This window comes from Caballeronia sp. LZ019, from assembly GCF_031450825.1.
In the GTDB taxonomy this organism is placed as follows: domain Bacteria; phylum Pseudomonadota; class Gammaproteobacteria; order Burkholderiales; family Burkholderiaceae; genus Caballeronia.
In genome coordinates this window covers 1452915-1470539 of record NZ_JARTVZ010000005.1, presented here as the reverse complement: position 1 = coordinate 1470539, position 17625 = coordinate 1452915, and the positions used below count along the sequence as shown (strand labels likewise).

Here is a 17625-nt window from a genome sequence, read left to right as displayed (position 1 = left end):
CTTACCTCAAAGGGATATGGTATCTGCGCGCGAGTGCGGCTCCCGCCCACATCAACGCCAAGGCGATGCCGACATAAATTGCTGTGCTCAGACCATAGATGTCGAACGCTTTAAAAGTGCTATTTGCGATTTCTTTGGTCGCGTAGGTGAGCTCAACGGCTCCTACGACCATTGCCAAGCTCGTCGTCTTCATCAGAAGAACGCTGCCACTTACCATCGGTGGGATAGCGTTTCTCAGAGCCTGCGGCATGATGATGTAACGCATAGCGCTCAGGTAGTTGAAGCCGACCGCGCGGGCCGCTTCATGCTGGCCGTACGGGACGCTACGCAGACCACTCCGAATATCCTCAGATACGTAAGCCGCGTAGTACAGACCGATGGCTAATGCCGCGAAATACATCTCCCCATGATGCGCATTCGCTACCTGTTGCAAGCTGACCGGCAAGAGATTTGAGACGCCGAAGTACCAGAGGAAAATGTGCACCAGAGGCGGCACACATCGTTGGTATTCAACGAAGGCGATGACAAGCCATTCCAACACACGGATTCTCGTCATCCGAATGATGGCGAGGAACGTCCCGAAGATGAACGCCAAGAGCCAACTGCCAACGGAGAGAATGACCGTCGCGGCGATGCCGCTCGCTAGCAGCTTGATATTCTGAGGCGTCAAAATTGAGAGGTGGCCTTTCCACCCGGCTGGCGGTGCGGCTTTCTGGGCACCCTTGTTCGGCGTAACAGCCCCTGTTCTCGGAATCGGCGATATCTTGAACTCGCGCGTCATCTTGTAGAGCGTATTTGGCCCGAGCCATTTGTCGAATATCTGTTGCGCCTCGCCAGAGCGCTCGATGTCTTCGAGGGCGATATTGACCGCCTTTAGGAACGGCTCCTCGCCCTTCCTCACACCGAAGCCCCAAATTTCACTTCCGATGGGCGGCTCGAGAATCTTGAATTGCGTGGCTGCGGGTCCGAGTTTGTTCACGAGTCGGCTTGCAACCTCCTCAGAGACGCTGATGGCGTCGCTTTTGCCCTGAGCCATCGAAGTGAACGCCGTCGGTGTGTCCTCAAGACCGACCAGGATGGCGCCGGGCACCTCCTTCTTAACGTAGTTCTCGGCGATGCCGCCTTTCGTGAAGGCTATCCGCCGCCCGTTAAGGTCCGACACTTTGTTGATGCCGTGGTCGACGCGTACGGCGAGGATGTGCGGACTAACGTAATAGCCGTCTGAAAAATCGACCTGCGTTGCGCGCTGTGCCGTGTAGGCAAGACCCGCCGCCATGATGTTGACACGACCCGCCTGCAATTCAGGTATTCGGGCATCAATCGCCATCGGGCGGACCTCGGCGGTGACTCCAATACGTTTTGCGAGCGCATTGCACATGTTGACGTCATACCCCTGCAGCTCACGGTTTGTGCTGACAAAGCCAAAGGGCTCAAAGGAACCGAGGACGCCGCAGCTCATCGCCCCTTTTGCTTTAACGTCTGCAAGTTCGTCCGCGCTGGCGGAGGCCGAGACGATGCTCGTGAGCCCGACTACGCAGGCAACCACGGTCGGAAAGTGCTTTCTCATCATGTCCTCGAAAAAGGCGCCTGAACCATCGTGACGCCCGACATCAATCTGCGGTGGTAAAGTCTCGACCACAGTCCCGGGTAGCACCCCGGTTGCACCTAGAAGGTGGAACGATACTAGGCCAGAAAATAAGACAACTCAAGTCTCAAGACAACTTCTGGTCTTTTTATGACCACTTATCGGGGAAAACCATTATGCGATTTACAAGCAAAGCCTTTCGTGAACGAAGGCGCAAGGGGAAACGAGCATATTGGTATCGTAGGAACCAAGGCCGGTTCGTTGTTTTTGAAATAGGTTGAGTTTCGACCAAAATGCGGTTAATGTGGTCACTCATAAGTCCAATTCGTGGAGTGTCCATGCGCCGCTTAGTAACAACAATGACCGCCGTGGCCGTCGCCGGCTTTTCCTTGTCGACCAATGCTCAAACCGTTGTAACAATCGGTCACTCTGCTCCGTTGACAGGCCCACAGGCACCGAACGGAAAGGACAACGAGAACGGCGCGCGTCTCGCGATAGATGAACTCAACAAAGCCGGCGTCACGGTCGCTGGCCAGAAAGTGACGTTCAAACTGGACTCGGAAGACGACCAGGCGGACCCGAAGATTGGCGTGCAAGTCGCGCAGAAGATGGTGGATAGCGGGGTCGTTGCCGTCATGGGGCCGTATAACTCAGGTGTCGCTATCCCGGCATCGCGCGTGTACAACAGCGCTGGCGTACCCATGCTGCCGGTTGCATCCAACCCGGCTCTAACCAAGCAAGGCTTCAAGAACATTTTCCGTATCGGCGCAAGCGACGAGCAGCTCGGCGGCACGATGGGTCAGTTCGCTGCTAAGACACTGAAGGCGAAAACCGCCGCGGTTATCGATGACCGTACCGCATATGGTCAAGGCGTCGCCGAACAGTTCGTCAAGGAAGCGAAGGCCAACGGAATCCAAATCGTCGACCAGCAATTCACGAACTCGTCAGCGACCGACTTCCTCGGCATTCTCACTAGCATCAAATCCAAAAACCCGGACGTCATCTTCTTTGGTGGGTACGCTTCACAAGGCGCGCCGATGGCCAAGCAAATGAAGGCCCGCGGTCTGCGCGCCAAGCTGCTCGGCGGCGACGGCATCTGTTCAGCTGACATGGGCAAAGTCGCAGGCGACGCAGCATCCATCGTCTATTGCGCACAAGGGGGGATTTCCCTCGACAAGACGCCGGCCGGACGCGAGTTCCTTCAGAAGTACAAGGCCGCGTACAACACGGACACGCAGGTGTACGGCGTCAGCTACTACGACGGCGTGAAGCTGCTCGCGGATGCCATGGTTAAGGCGGGCACTACAACCGACAAGGCGAAACTCACGGCCCAGCTCGCGAAGACGGACTACAAGGGCGTAGCCGGCACGTACTCGTTCGATGCAAACGGCGACCTGAAGGGCGCCCCGACGACTGTCTACGTCATCAAGAACGGGCTTCCGGTCCCGTACGGACAGTAACGCCTCAAGGAACGACGAAGAGCACATGAAAATCACTCGCACTATTTCGACTGTTGAAGTCCATACCGGCGGGGAGGCGTTCCGTATCGTGACGAGCGGACTTCCTCGTCTGCCCGGCGACACTATCGTGAAACGTCGCGCATGGTTGAAGGAGAATGCCGACGAAATCCGTACCGCGTTGATGTTCGAGCCACGCGGCCACGCCGACATGTACGGCGGATATCTGACTGAGCCGATTAGTCCGACAGCCGACTTTGGAGTCATTTTCCTCCACAACGAGGGCTACAGCGACCACTGCGGGCACGGCGTTATCGCGCTCTCTACCGCCGCGGTCGAGCTAGGCTGGGTTCAGCGACAAGTCCCTGAGACACGCATTGGCATCGATGCTCCCTGCGGCTTCATCGAAGCGTTCGTTCAATGGGACGGTGAGCATGCCGGTAACGTTCGGTTCGTGAACGTTCCTTCCTTCATCTGGAAGCGCGACGTCACTGTCGAGACGCCGTCGTTCGGTGCGGTCAAGGGTGATATCGCTTTTGGTGGTGCGTTTTACTTCTACACGGACGGAGCGCCGCACGACCTCGAAGTACGTGAATCGTCGGTCGAAGACCTCATCCGTTTTGGCGCTGAGGTGAAGCAGGCAGCGAACAAGGCATTCCCGGTCGAGCATCCGGACATCCCGGAAATCAACCATATCTACGGCACCATCATTGCCAACAAGCCGCGGCATGAAGGCTCCACGCAAGCGAACTGCTGCGTCTTTGCTGACCGGGAAGTGGACCGCTCACCGACCGGCTCAGGCACCGGCGGCCGCGTCGCTCAGCTTTACCTTCGTGGCGAAATAAGCAAAGACCAGACGCTCGTGAATGAGTCCATCATCGGTACCGTCTTCAAAGGACGTGTGCTCAGCGAGACAACCGTTGGTGATTTCAAAGCGGTCATCCCCGAAGTCGAAGGGAACGCCTACATCTGTGGCTTCGGGCAATGGATTGTGGACGAGCGTGACCCGCTGACGTACGGATTCCTCGTTCGATAACCGGCTCCTAGTGGTACCAGTTAGCGCGGAAAGCTGCGACCCAGCATTCCGCGCTTTTTTTCGCGCGTTAAATCGACAGGTGCCGAAATCAGTCCTTCTCATTGTGCGGCCCTGTCGTCCGGTCCTACCGACCCGAGTCTCTGCCTTCCGCCTGACTGTTGTGCGACCGGTACGTCTGCATAAAGACACGATAGTCTGGTAGGCGTTTCATATGGGCATGGAACGGCTCTTCCGCGTGACACCCGATGCAGAGAACCTCCAGATTCTCATCACGATTGTCATTCTTCTGCCCGTTCCGATGATGGACGTGCAGAAATCTCGAGTCGCTCTGTTTCAATGCCGTGCGGCATTTTCCGCAACAATATCCCCGTTGTCGCCTGGTTCTATCGGAGACCTCGTTCCAGTCGTTCGTGTAATTGTTGACTGGTGCCGTATCAGATGTGTGACCCGGCTTGTTCGCCATCAAATCGCGGGGATATTTCTCGAAGAACGCTGGGAGCCTGAAGCTCGAGACGAGCTCGAGTCGATGCGGGCGGGGCTGTTGCATATCAAACCCGTTCCACGAAATGCTAGCGAGGCAGTTCTGGCAGACATTGAGCGCAACGAGCTTCGAACGTACCGCGCCATCGATGAGATTCACCTGGAAGAGGCCCGAGTCCGAGTTTGCGACGACGTAACGCTCGGAGCGCTTGTTGCGGTACATCATTTCGAGCGTGTGACAGTAGGCAAGATGATATCGCGGCATCTCCACTCTATGGCCCAGGTTCGGCACATCTCTGATGTAGACCAGAACGCGAAAGCCCTTGTATGCGAGCGTGCGGTCGTCGAGGATTTCGATTTGGTCGACGCTGACATCGACGCCGCCATCCTTGAGACGCTCACTTAGGGGAAGCTCAATTTCTTTGATTGGCCGCTTGGCACCGAATCGTTCGATAAGTGGCGCGCCCATGTGGTGCCGGAGCGTGTTGAACGCTCCCCAAGCGAGAAAATCGGGTAGCCGAATACTCATTGCTTTTGCAGCTTCTCAGCGATAGCGTCCATCTTCTCGCTCGCGTTCGTTACGATGCGGAACTCGACCCGCTGATTGGCAAGCTGTGTCTTTGACGTCTGCTCATCCGCAGACAGCGGCCGCGACGACGAGAGCCCATTGGCAGTGACGTGTTGTACCAGCCACTTCTCGTTGTCGCGAAGCGCCGACAGTGAAAGAAGGTACTCGAGGGTGCTCCGCGTGCGCGCCTGCGATAGTTCCATATTTCGGAAATACGCTACCTTCTCGTCGGAAGTTCCAGTCCACGCGGCGCTTGTGTGGCCCTCGATTCGAATTTCTTTGACTGCGCCCTTGTACTGCTTCGACGTAAGCAAACGAACGTACCGAGGGAAGAATTGACCCAGTACCTCCTTGAATTTCGGGCGGAGTTCGGACGAGCCGGTTGCGAACAACACCGTGGGGTCATTGAACCGGATAGTCATATCCCCAAGAATCTCAGCGTTCCACTGTTTCAAGTCTTTCGCGAACTCCTTCTGCAGCGCGAGTTGCATGTCGCGCTTGGTTGTCTCGTATTCCTTGACCACAAGCGTTGTCGTCTGCTCGACTCTTAGCATGAAGGCGGCCGTCAACAACATGAAGACCATCATCAATCCGGTCATCAAGTCGGCCATCGGAATCCAGTATGACTGGTTGCTGTGCTCGAAATCCATCGCGCCCGTTCCTTAGGCTGATTTCGCGATTCGGACGACTTCGCGCAGACGGTCGGTCAAAGGCGTGTAATCCGAGACGAACTTCTCCGATAGGGATGCCAGTTGGCGCCCGAGCGATTCAAGGCTCTTCGAAAGCTCTTCCTGCAGTCCCTTGTCCAAGGCGACGACACTCTGCCTGATTGACTCCATTGACCTGGTCAGGTTGTCGCTTACCTCAGTCTGCGATTTCTTCATTGTGTCCGTGAGCAACTGCTTCAGCTCGGCCGACGACGATTGCAACTGCGTGCCAAATGCCTTCACAACCTCCGCCGTATCAGAGTGAACCTTCGCGACGCCTTGCTTCATCGCCTCAGTCATCTCATCGACCTTTCGCGAGAATTGTGGTGTGACATCCTTCATCTGAAGCAACACCTCAGCCATTGAACGCTGAGACTGGTCTATCGCCTGGTGTTGCTGCGCCAAACCCTTCAAGGTCCGCTCGAGCGCTTCCGCCGTGCTAGCGAATCCTGATGCTCTATCGATGAAGAGCGCCAGTCCGGACGATGCATTGCGGAGGTCGTCAGCCGACGACTTTTGGAGCACCTGTAGCTTGTCCAGTTCCTCCTTGTACTGCTGCTGCCAGACCACTAGCTTCTCGACCGCAGAGTTCAGATGCTTGAAGTTCTCGCCGAACTGCTCGTTGATTTGTGTGTTGAAGTCCCGAATCACTTCCTTCAGCGCTTCGATGAGTGCCTTCGAGCCGTCTTCCGACATTCGCTTGGCGAACGTATCGAACGATGTCCGTAGTTGCTTGAGCTCGTCCCCTTGCTCTTGGCGCATCAACTTCAACTGCGACAAGAGGCTGCCCTCTTCGGTCCCAGAGAGACTGCGTTGTAAGGCGTGCGTTGCAGCGACAACATCGTCCAATGTCGCGGACTTCGGAGCTCCATCGGTCTGTGGAATTGGCTTTTTATGAAGACCATGCCTCGCCCGGATAAGAAGTGACCCGAAGACGCCGCTGACTGATGCCCAGAAAGCTGTTTTGACACCTTCCAGCAGGTGCGGAACGCTCTCCGAGACGTTCGACGCGTCAAAATGAAGCAGCGCGAGGGCGATGCCCAGGAAACAGCCGAGGATGCCGACGGTCGTCAGTATCTCCGGCCCATGGACCACCGCGAAGCGGTTAAATCTATAGAAGACGAAATAGCACGTCAGCACAGCGTTCAGGAGAATAAAAAACAGTGTCGTTGTGTCAGAAAACACCGCTGAAAAAGGACTTGCTGCCACCGCATAGGGCGACAGAGCTGCGCAGGCGACTGCGAGAACTGCTCGTGCTTTCATGATTGCTTGGTCTCAGGTCCAAATCGGCGCGTGTTCGGCGCGTACGCATTCTTGTTGAGTAAATTTGCTCCACTTTTGTCGCATAGCGGTGGAACGTCCTTCTCATTACGTCCTTGATGGACAAAACTTGAGGGCTTCGCGTACTCAAGTTGGCGCTACGTCGGCCGTTAACGCTGAGACGCGTTATCCGGTCGCCTCACAAGCGCGGGAGACCGACATCTGCCGCGGCAGTGTTTAATGTCCGGCGGCGCCCGGAACGACTGAGCGCAGGATTGGAGCGCGTTCACAGTACGACAAATCCGCCGCGCTGACCAAAAGGTCGCGTTCACCGAAATTGCGACGACAGGGATTGTCGGCCCTTAACATTCGATTAAGTGACCACGCAACTTGTCATTTGGACGAAGTCGGTAGGATACGTCTTCAACGTCTGAGCCATCCCATGCTTGCTCTCAAGCTTGCCTTGGTACCCGCTTTCCTTTGGTTCATCTCGATGTCGGGCAAATGGTGGGGCCAAGAGCGGCCGGATGGCTCGCCGGCTTTCCCGCTGTAGCCGGGCCGATACTTCTCTTGCTGGCAAACGAGAAAGGGGCCGCATTCGCTCCCCGGCGGCTTTGTTTTCTGTGTCCGCAATCTGCGCTTCTGAAACATTAAGCTTCGCGACGCCTGGGCGTGCCGCACGGCTAGGTGGCCGACCGCGATTGCGCTCGGCTTTGTTTCCTGGATATTGGTGGCATCGTTGCTATCAAAGTTGCCCGCTACATTGCCGTGGTCCATCAGCGTCGCGCTCGCAAATGTCGTGTTCGGTCAGCGATTTCTCCCTCGCCGCAAGACGGAAGCACGAGGGCTGCCCCTTCTACGGCACGACCTGAAGTTATGAATGGTCCTACGAGCGCTTCTCACACTGGCTGTCACTTATTTTTCTGCCGCTGTTGGCCCCACGTGGAGTGGCTTGCTCGCAATCTTTCCGCTGCTCGCAATCATTCTGTCCGTGTCATCTTGGAAGAAAAGCATGCGACTCAATTGATGATTTTGTGCTTTTTCAACCACACCAAGTGTTTCCTCGTAACCTGGGCGAACAGCTCAGGATGAGTGCGATTCAGAACTGCAAATGCTCCGAGGCAGTCCTGTGGCGATGGGTTCGACCGTAGCTCGGCCGACGCTTCTAGCAGGCTGGCGGTTGGTCCCAGATAAAGGGCCTTTTGCGCACTGACTGTGGTTGCTTGCGAATCTATAATGCCTTGCATCGCACACGATTTGAGCAAGTTTCCTGCTTCCGCAGTGACTTCGGGTCCTAGCATATGTGTTCGATAAACACCAAACTCAAGCTCCGCAGATTGCTGCCAGATTTCGTTTTGTATTTCCTGCCTTTCGATGTCAAGCGCAGGGCTCTCAACGATGGAACCAACGAGTGAGACTGCGGTGCAGAGACAAGCGCCAACTTCCCACCAACCCGACGCAAGCGCCTCGAAATATCGCAAGATGATGGCTGCGGCCACCATGCCGCCACTCATGATTGACGAGGCCGCACTTATGTATTCACCATTCAACCCGGACCTGATACCGAAGAACAGGCCAGCAAAGGCAAAGACGGCTGCTGCAATCGTTCTCACGCTCATAGATTTTGCTCGACCAAAAGCGGTTTCTTTAGACTTTCCGGCTTACCCAGCGCCAAAGTCTTCAACAGAATACGCGTTGAAACCTTGAGTCGTCCTTTACAAACTCCGGTGCAACTCGTCCATCGCTTCTGTCCACAGCGAAGAGAAAGCGGGCGAAGACGTGACTAGCGGCCCGTAGCTCGCTCTTACCCGTACGGCTCCATCGGCAGGATTCAGCCCGCCTGTACAAGCTGACGACTGGGCGCCAATGTGTGCTTATTGTGTCTTTAAAAGGCGAAGTTTGACCAACTCGTCCAACACAACCCGTGCAATGGGAAGGTCTTCAAGCCGGCGAACACGAAGCCAATCGCGCACCTGTACCGCCGTAAGGTCAGAACCTCTAATTTGACCGCTCAATGCCTGTGCCGAAATGCGCGATAGGCCTAGTTCGATGAGCGAGACAACAGTCTTTGTGCATGCCCCCAATTCCAGAGAAAGGGCGACCGGGTAGATGCGTTCTGCCTCCGCATTCATGCCGGCGTTACGCAGCGCCGCAACGAAGCAATCGCAGTAAGCGCGCGTCAGCTGAACGTATCTGAAGCGAAGCGTGGTCTCAAGCAGCGTGAAAATCTTCCGAACAGCACTGTCTGAGTTGGGACCTTGCGCCGCCGCTCGCGCTGTTTGCTTTGGGGGGCTGTATTGAAGCTGTTTCTCGACCATCGTCGCTATGGTTGCCCCCTTCATCCATGCGTTTGCCTGGTAGTTCAGATACCTGGCCCATTTATCATTCGGTTTGCCGACTAGGTACGTCTCAATAGCAACGAACATCCTTTCATATCGTGAATAACTCTCCGGGAGCATGGGATGCGCCGGAAAAACCTCCTTCCAAGTTCCATCGGCAATCGCAGTCGCAAGATACTTAAACATGACTTCCAGTCGCCATGGTGAAATCAACCAATTCCGCTCCGTGACTGACGCGGGTACATCAAGCTCTTCCAGAGCAGTCTGAAGGTGCATCTCGAGCGTTGTTATCTCCGCCTCGCCCAAGCCAGCAGCACATCGTCGTACTGTTTCACGATAGCTCCCCTTCCGAACGCGATTCAATAAAAGTCCAGCTGCGGCTTCGACATCACGGTGGTCCCGACCGCGGCTAGCGACCCTTCCACGGTCCTTGATGTATTGTTCCAGTTCTGGGCGCTCGGAACCAAAGAATCTGCTGAGGGCGGGCTCAACCTTGATTTGAGGTGGTGTATCTAGCTGCTTGGCTGGCCAGTTGTCATAGTCGACGAGGAAGACGTTGCCAGCAACGTCGTTCATCAGGCGTCCGGCCCGCCCAACGAAATTCCAGACATCGTCATCCTCTAGTTGGGCGCTCCTGCCTCTACGTACTTTATCAATGAATACATTTCGCGCCGGCAAGTTGACGCCTTGGAACAGCGTTGTCGTGCACGCGAGGTACGAAAGGCTTCCGTCGCGAAACGCATCCTCCAACGCCTGACGTAACAAGGTTGGCATGGACCCATAATGGAAGCCCACGCCGCGCAATACACAAAACGCAAGCGAATAATCCTTGTGGACGTGCTCGCGTACGAAGCGAGACAGTTCCCTTAATTTGAGGGAGTCGCGCTCAGGCAAATTTATCGCAATCTGCAAAGCGGTAGTTTCAGCGTCGGCAGGCCCAGATGCATATATAAGGGAGCCGCCAGCTGTGCCAAGTTCGGTGCAGACAGAAGTAAGTAACGTGCGACGGTCGCCGAACCCGTAGTCTCGATACAGACGTCCAATCGGACGCCGCAAGCCACGGTCCAACATTTCAAGGGTGAGTTCGTTGGCCGAATCAGCGCTCGGCTTGACAACTATTTTCGTCGACACGACGGGCGAATCGGTTGTTAGATGAGTCGCTACATCGTTCCGTCCAACTGCGGCGGCAAGGTTGTCCACACGGCTCGCCATTGGAGCGATGAAATATTGCCCGCACCTCGGGTTAGCCTTGTTGATACGCTCCAGACAGTCTTGCAAAATCATCCCACGTGAGCCGTCTCCCATCTGTTGAGCCTCGTCGACGACGACGAAATCAAAAGCTGCCGTCGGGACTTCGTCGAGGTAGGCGAGCAAGCGCTCCTGAGTGACTACGAAAACTTGCTTGGGCCTCTGCTCTGCATCCTCAACTGGTACACTTGTAACACGCAGTGTCTCGTCGTTGCCATTGAGAGAGTCAGTTAACTTCTCCTGAACTTCCGCCATCAGGGCACGGGTCGGTACGATGTAGGCGACGTGGACGGCTGGCATTTGCTTGACTTTCTGCACAACGAATGCCCGAACAACAAACGACTTGCCAGCTGATGTCGGAGCAGAAATCGCCGTTGAGCGGCCATGTACCAAGTCGCTCCAGATGTCGAACTGAAAATCCGTCAGTGGCAAACGCCCACCCGGAAGCGTCACCGTATTCTGGTATCTGCGCGCGAAGTCGCGAACCTGGATAAGTGGCGGTAGTACCTGGTCCTTTAGCCCATGCAAGCTCTGAACAAATGTCGAAGCTGGAAAATTGCCGAGCTCAGATAGGATGTGACCGCAGGCCGCGACGAGCCCGGGTTCTTTGTCTGATGCGACAGCGTACAGCGCGATTGTTTGAGCAAATTGATGGCTAACATCGTCTTCAGCGAGCGCAAGACAGCTCGCCGACTCAACCAGCCTCGTAAGACGAAGCAAATCGTCAGCCGACTCGTCGGCCTCAAGCCGAAGGTCCTTGTTCTCTGCAAGTGCGGCAATCCCTCGTGCACATAGCCACGAGAAGTCGCGTTGAAACGACGGATTTGAACGGATTCGGGCAGCGACCCGCGCCGCAAAATTAGCCATTGCTCAATGCCCTTTCGAATTCTTTTCGAAACTCGGAAACGCTTGGTAGGCCAAATATAAACGTCGAGATTTTTTCTTCGGCGAGCGACCGCGCAGCGTACGCATCCGCGACTGTATTTTTTCGGGCGTCACAACGACCGAGGAAGTAATTGCTAACATGCTCTTTTGCACTCATCCCTGCGCTCGTCGCCTTCGAATAGGCAGGTTCGTTGTACGCGAGAAGGCAGGCATGCCTATCAAGACGGCTCGCCGTCTTCGTTCCATATGGGTCAAGAAAGCTCGCCAACGCTTCTTGAGCATCGTCGTCGAGATGGTCGAAGTTGCCGAAATTCAACGCAAGATTGAGTTCCAGGTTGCGCTGCTTGCCTTTTTGAAAATCGCTCATGGATTTTGCCGCGTCTGCAGCTGCCGAATTGATGGTCTTGTGAACCTTTGACTCCAGGTAGAATACTTCCAACGAATCAATATCGCTTCGGTAGCGCACGTGGAGACCGTCCGCGCCGAAGACAGGCATCTCACTATTCGTTTTCGTGTGCATTTTCGCAATGGCCATTGGGGCCCGAAGAAAATGCTCAGCAAACAGATACGCCAACAGCTCACCCGCCTCGCCTGACCTGGCTGGACATTGTTCCCGATAAGTCTGAAAGGCCTGCCTAGCTTCCCGTCTCAACGCGGCCATCGCTGAGGCGACGTCCATCGGATTGCTAGCGTGCTTTTTCAGCTCTTTCAGGATGCGTTTTCGCGGGAGACAGTACCCAATTATTTTGTCCGCAAGTTTCGCGGCGAACTCAGCAAGCATCGGTTGGTCTTCCCGCATCGCGAGAAAGAACTGCCTGAAAGAGACCTCTTCGGTTACCCCTGTTGGTTGCTCTGTCAGATAGACGGTAACCCAATCTGTCGTCCCGAGCAGACTATCCAGAGCAGTTTCCAGATTGTTGGACACCATTCGCCTTTTGTAGTTTTATCTTGTGTTTTAGTTGTTCCGAGCCGGGTTCGGAGATTTTTCCGGCGCGGCTATCTCAGCGTTGGATATGCTACAACACGCTTTCCGATAACGTACATCGTGTGGCTTGCGGCGGTTACCATTGGACGCAGCGCCTTATCTTTGATTCAGAGGGAACCGGTTGATACGCGAAGGTTAATCAAGACTCCCGCTGTTGTCACGTGTCTCCGTATCTTCCTTTTGCCTCGAGATGGTCTCAACCCATCGCTGAAGCAGAAGCTGAATCATTCATTGCCACATGCGCCGCATTCGTCACATGAGGTTCCCGTCAGCGTACGAGTCGTCATTGCTTACACGGTCCACCGACCAGTCGATTCCGGCGCCGGTGCTGTGGGTCAGCTTAACGAGCGTCACCGGACAGGTCGGATAGTGGATGAACTCGATGAGCCTAGGCGTAATGGCCGCATCGACGACCGTTCCCCTCCGCAATGCGTTCTGCCGCGACTGCAACCATTTGCGGTCAAAAAGCGTCGGTCGCTTGGTGTTTGTTCCAAATCCAGGTTTTCCCTCGGCGTGTCCTTCAAGGACGTGCGCCGGTGCGTCGTCCCGCGCTGTCCCGCCATAAGGTGTAGCGTGCCATCCTGGCGTGCGGCCAATTTCTGCGTCGTACTCCTGCGCCATCGTGCTCTCGAATCGTCAGTGCCCGCCTGCGCTAACGGCAAGTGAGAGAAATACTTGAGGCGTGAGAGTTTGTGGCCGCTAACCTAGCTTACGTCCAGAAATCTGCCCATCCGCCGTAAGCGGGTCGAAACCCCACTCGTCAGCAGCGAAGTGCGAGGAATCCCGAACTCCAAAAGCAGCGATTTCCCATCCATCGAGTTCGACCCGACGGAGCTTAAATCCGTCTGCACGAGCCTTCACGCTGTAAAATTTCAGTTCGTCTCTGCAATCCTCGAAGAGCTTGGCAACCGTCGTGACGATAGCTACGTCACAGCGCAGCCCAAAATGAACGGCACGGAGTCGGAAAGGTCGGTCATCAACGCCACTCTTTTGCGACACAGCACGCCACTCACGCTCATAGCGCCATTGAGGAGCCTTCGCGAAGAAGTACTGCTCAAAAATTTTGCGCTCCGCCGCTGACGAGCGTTTCATCAGCCACTGTTGCAAGTCGCTGATGTGGATGAAACGGCTGGAACGATAGTTGACCGGCCCCAGGTCTTTGCACCGGTGGTCATCGGTCTCATACTCAATGCAAATTCCCCTATGCTCATCTGCGTAGTGACTCCACATGAGCGGATTGTCCCAGTTCGACGCCAAGGATAGAACACCAAAGTCTTCGAATCGCTCTTTGAGGTATGCGTTGATGTCCCGAACTAGGTAGTCGAGATAGGTCGCGGTTCCATCTTCATCGTCGTCATGCGCCCCGCCATATTCCGTGGCGTTGTATCGGTACGATTGGAGAATTTGTGCTGCTTGGTCGCGGTCCGTACTCCGCAACATCACAGTCTTCCAGAGACGCTCTACCTCGCGCCATTCCACATCGACAAACACCTCAGGGTTGCAGTCAAACGGGTCATTGAACGTGGCCGGCTTGGCAAAGAAAACCTCCGCTTGACTAAACATGCGCAGGGTTGTCGTACTGAACGCACGGTACTTGTACAGTTTGGTGGGAAGAGTTTTTACGACCATAGATAGGCGTGGAGTAGAAGAACGCAAACGTGCCGCCCAGACCTCATCCTGCGGGGTACACTCATCATCATACGATACCCGATGCTGAGAGCCGCTTATCCTCCGTTTGACCCGACGTTGGCGCCACGAGACACGCTGCGAAGACCTAACGAACGAGTTCAACGTCGCGGAGCAGGCTGAGCGCTCTCGAGAAGTTTAGCTTCCGTCTTTAGGGACCCTGGCTGCAAGGAACGCTTCGCGCGCTTCCTGCAACTCTGACATCGCCGCGGCGAAACGAGCTAGGAGAAGAGCCGGCGGCTTTGAAGGCGCTGTGAAGTGAGATTGAAGCAGGTCGACGCCGACTGAACTTCCCCACGGCGTCGGAAACCCTTGCAATCGCTGCAGCGTCATCGTCTTGCGTCTTCGTCTTATCCTTGCTGACGTCCCGCATAGCCGAAGTGTCGCTATCGTAGCTATCAATGCAAGGTTTCTCCATCGGATTTATCAATCGAGCCACAGGCCGCGTCTCGCCCGTGTCTTGTCAGCCGTCCACGCGCGCCGTAATCTTAGGCACTCGCCCCTGTAAGTGACATACGAATTTCGCCTCAGGCACAGTATCACCTGGGCACGTCATGGCACGCTCGACAACAATGACCAGCTCGGCCAGCGCTTGCAAGGCGTCAACGTGCTGCGCGTAGCTAGGGGAGCGAATCGCAGTCGCCTTCGCTGCGTCCAACGGGCGATTCGCTGTTCGATAGTCGCTTACCGCGCTATTCCTGTTGCGCGGAGCGACCCCATACAACTGACGCCGGCGTTTTCACGGTAACATGCGCCGAATGTCGTTGCTCGCTATCTCATCGATGTTGCGAAATGCTGAAGCAATTGCGGCAAGGTCCTTGCCCTCAACACCTGATGCCATAAAGTGAGGGCGCCAGTTACGCACGACTTGCCAGACATCTGAAATGATTTCGACGGCCGCTTGCTCCGACAGGTCAAACGCGCGATGCTCGGTCAATGCGTTATCTAGTGTCGCGAGCCGCCCCTGTGTGCCTACGCCGAGGTGAAGAAATCGTTCACTGGAAACGCTTGGTCGCGGAACAACGTCATAAAGCGGACTCAGCCGCCACCCACGAATTATTTCGTCCCATATGAAGCCGTGATTGCGGAGATGGTCGTCATCACACGTTGTGAACACGTTGAAAATCATCCTTCGGTACAGCTCACGCATGTCGCTTCGAACGATGTCGGGATGGCAGTGAAGAAGCATCGTTTTTGCCAGACTGGAATACGCCACGTTTCGGGACTCTGACTCATCGCAGCCCATGAGCGTAAGCGCGCTGATGAAGGGAATACGATGTTCAGCCCGTTCGTCACCCGGAACGCTCGACATCCGACTTCCTTCGTCGAGGCTTGCACCGCCTGGAAGCTTCCAAAAGCGGTCGAAGCGTCTAATTAGCATCAATTGCTGGTCACCGAGACGCATGGTCTTAACTTCCGGGACTCGAATGCCTGCCTTCTCCGCCATCTGCAAGGTCGCGCATTCAACAGCCGGAATTGCGAACCGGTCACCTCGACTCGAGAACTTCGCGAGCCAGAGGACTCCCTCCTCGTCGCGAATAGACACTTTGGGTCGCGCTCCGCCCAGACCGACCCCTTGCGCGAAGATGTCGCGGTGTTTTCCGGAGATTGGCAAGCCTTCTTCTATGAGTTCTGCGGCCCGTGCGAGATTCTCGAGATTCGACCACTCATCCTGTTGCCCTGACGGAAGGTCACTTTCCGTTCGTCGGACGTCAATCATCCCGGCACGTTCGCTGCTCGCATGCAGCATGTACTGCGACTCTGGGAGACTGTTCAGTGGTGCTCGAAGCTTAGCCTCGATTACCCGCCGTCCCCAAGAGTCAGGAGTCGCATCGCGCAGAGCGCCAAAGTATGGCAATGGAGCCTTCGGTGCTAACAAAGCATTAGGCGCTACAGGCGTCTTTGAGAAGGAGAGATTGACTGGGTCAAGTTCTAGAGAACGCTCGCCACTGCGATAGACTTCGTTGTATTTGAATAGCGAGGTGCGGAGTTCACCAAGCTCTTCTCTTAAAATGAGTTGACCGCAGCTCACCCACTGCCCGTCAATGTATGCGAACACCGCCAGCTTGGTGTTGTTCTTCGTCGTCGTGCTCATCTTCGGGCCCATTTATAAGTTCTTGCTGTCAGCTCAGACGGGCCATGCCGCCTCCTTAGTCTATCTGCCGTTTCGTCGGAGAGGTCTTTCAATTCCGGCCACAGCTCCCTTCTCCGTAGGCGACTTGCCAGTCGCTAGGTCTGCGCTGCAATTCATCTTCGCAAGCAAAGAAAATAATGCGTCGGCGACATCTATTACGCTCGGCCGCTGCATGACCATCTCAAGCTCGTGAGTGATTTCAGCACCGTTACTCGCATGCACCATCAATCTGAGAAATCGCCCTCGTAAGTAGCATACGAATCCAGCCTCAGGCACGGCATTACTTTGTCCAGCCATGGCACGCTCGACGACAATGACCAGACTCGATGGCGCCTGAGGAATGTCGACCGGATTGGTGTAGCCAGGTGAATGAATTGCGCCGAGCGCACGTCGCCACAACGGACGGCGTGGGTTGACTGCGGTTGAACATGTATAGAGCGGCTTCGCGAGCGATAAGTCATCGAGCGTGTCGGCGTCCCAGACAACGACAGATGTCCGCGAAAATTCTGAGGCCCACGCTCTCGCATAAGCCCGGAGTTGTTTGTAGTTCCTGTCGTCGTCCAGCATGTCCACAGGAACCCTGCCCTCCAGCGCGCCGCAAGCGGTGGTCAGGAAGTCCAGCCGGAGTGCCGCCGGAGCGGGTGCGATGATTCGAGCGATTTTCCACAGACGGTCGAGACGGACGGAAGAACTGCAGAAAATCGCTGGGAAGGTTTTCTGACCATCTACCTCAACTGAAAATACACGCTCATCGCTGAGCATGGCCGCAAACTGAGCGTCGGTTACTCCGAGCTGCTTGCGGAAGCTTTCCTCAGAAATCGACGCTCCGCTCTTCGCTAGGTCATCGTGGCTACGGGCCTGAGAGTCGAGATGGGATTTGTTCGGACGCGGCTTCATTTTTCATCGCTAGGCTTGCGTGTTGCGGGTCGCGCCGCGAGATAGAGTTCCGCAGCGCTCAATGCCGAATAATCAGGCTCCACTCCTTTTCCCTCAAGAAGTCGGCGGACTGTCGTCAAATTTTCCTTTGGCACAAGCACCCATTCCGAATTCAACTCCATAGCAAGCTTGTCCAGCGTCGAACTGGCGATGTCACGCTTTCCGGCCAGCGTCTCGACAAGCTCATCTGGCGTCATTTCGACACGGTTGCGGAAGACTTCAGCTGACGTGCCACGCTGGAACAGGAGAGCATCGATTTGCTTGAAGAGAAGCGTTGCCATAGTTGTCGCCCGGAAAGGTGCCGTTCGTGTCGGTGTGG

General features: G+C 55.6%; 14 protein-coding genes. 2 read left to right on the top strand and 12 right to left on the bottom strand.

Going from position 1 to position 17625, the window contains the following annotated elements:
• Position 1: 1 nt before the first annotated feature.
• Positions 2–1570: an ABC transporter substrate-binding protein/permease gene (locus P9255_RS20345; RefSeq protein ID WP_309790346.1), complete on the bottom strand. Its 1569-nt coding sequence runs from the start codon at positions 1568–1570 to the stop codon at positions 2–4.
• Positions 1571–1923: 353 nt separating this feature from the next.
• On the opposite strand from P9255_RS20345, the gene P9255_RS20340 reads away from it, so the two are divergent.
• Positions 1924–3045, top strand: coding sequence for a branched-chain amino acid ABC transporter substrate-binding protein (locus P9255_RS20340; protein ID WP_309790345.1), 1122 nt, complete (start codon positions 1924–1926; stop codon positions 3043–3045).
• 25 nt (positions 3046–3070) lie between these two features.
• On the top strand, positions 3071–4078 hold the full coding sequence (gene lhpH, locus P9255_RS20335; RefSeq protein WP_309790344.1) for a trans-3-hydroxy-L-proline dehydratase: 1008 nt from the start codon (positions 3071–3073) through the stop codon (positions 4076–4078).
• Between the two features lie 124 nt (positions 4079–4202).
• Here the strand turns inward: lhpH and P9255_RS20330 are convergent, their stop codons facing one another.
• The 11 genes from P9255_RS20330 to P9255_RS20280 all read right to left on the bottom strand — a co-directional run bounded on the left by P9255_RS20330 (position 4203) and on the right by P9255_RS20280 (position 17587).
• Entirely contained in the window at positions 4203–5087 is an 885-nt protein-coding gene (locus tag P9255_RS20330) for an HNH endonuclease (protein WP_309790343.1), read from the bottom strand.
• A complete protein-coding gene (locus P9255_RS20325; RefSeq protein WP_309790342.1) occupies positions 5084–5776 on the bottom strand; it encodes an OmpA family protein in 693 nt (230 codons plus the stop codon). Before P9255_RS20325 ends, P9255_RS20330 begins: the two co-directional genes overlap by 4 nt.
• Positions 5777–5788: 12 nt before the next feature.
• Positions 5789–7096 (bottom strand): hypothetical protein, encoded by a 1308-nt coding sequence (locus P9255_RS20320; protein ID WP_309790341.1) that lies wholly within the window; start codon positions 7094–7096, stop codon positions 5789–5791.
• Between the two features lie 1016 nt (positions 7097–8112).
• Positions 8113–8712, bottom strand: coding sequence for a hypothetical protein (locus P9255_RS20315; protein ID WP_309790340.1), 600 nt, complete (start codon positions 8710–8712; stop codon positions 8113–8115).
• 255 nt (positions 8713–8967) lie between these two features.
• Entirely contained in the window at positions 8968–11547 is a 2580-nt protein-coding gene (locus P9255_RS20310) for a DEAD/DEAH box helicase (RefSeq protein WP_309790339.1), read from the bottom strand.
• Positions 11540–12493 carry a DUF1837 domain-containing protein gene (locus P9255_RS20305; RefSeq protein WP_309790338.1) on the bottom strand — a complete coding sequence of 318 codons (954 nt, stop codon included), beginning with the start codon at positions 12491–12493 and terminating at the stop codon, positions 11540–11542. Before P9255_RS20305 ends, P9255_RS20310 begins: the two co-directional genes overlap by 8 nt.
• 309 nt (positions 12494–12802) lie before the next feature.
• Complete coding sequence (locus P9255_RS20300; protein WP_309790337.1) at positions 12803–13171, bottom strand: hypothetical protein; 369 nt, start codon at positions 13169–13171, stop codon at positions 12803–12805.
• A gap of 78 nt (positions 13172–13249) precedes the next feature.
• Positions 13250–14113, bottom strand: a complete 864-nt coding sequence (locus tag P9255_RS20295) for a DUF2971 domain-containing protein (protein ID WP_309790336.1) — start codon at positions 14111–14113, stop codon at positions 13250–13252.
• 862 nt (positions 14114–14975) lie between these two features.
• Complete coding sequence (locus P9255_RS20290; protein WP_309790335.1) at positions 14976–16343, bottom strand: HipA domain-containing protein; 1368 nt, start codon at positions 16341–16343, stop codon at positions 14976–14978.
• A 48-nt stretch (positions 16344–16391) separates the two neighbouring features.
• Positions 16392–17267: a hypothetical protein gene (locus tag P9255_RS20285; RefSeq protein ID WP_309790334.1), complete on the bottom strand. Its 876-nt coding sequence runs from the start codon at positions 17265–17267 to the stop codon at positions 16392–16394.
• Entirely contained in the window at positions 17264–17587 is a 324-nt protein-coding gene (locus P9255_RS20280) for a transcriptional regulator (RefSeq protein ID WP_309790333.1), read from the bottom strand. Before P9255_RS20280 ends, P9255_RS20285 begins: the two co-directional genes overlap by 4 nt.
• Positions 17588–17625 lie beyond the last annotated feature (38 nt).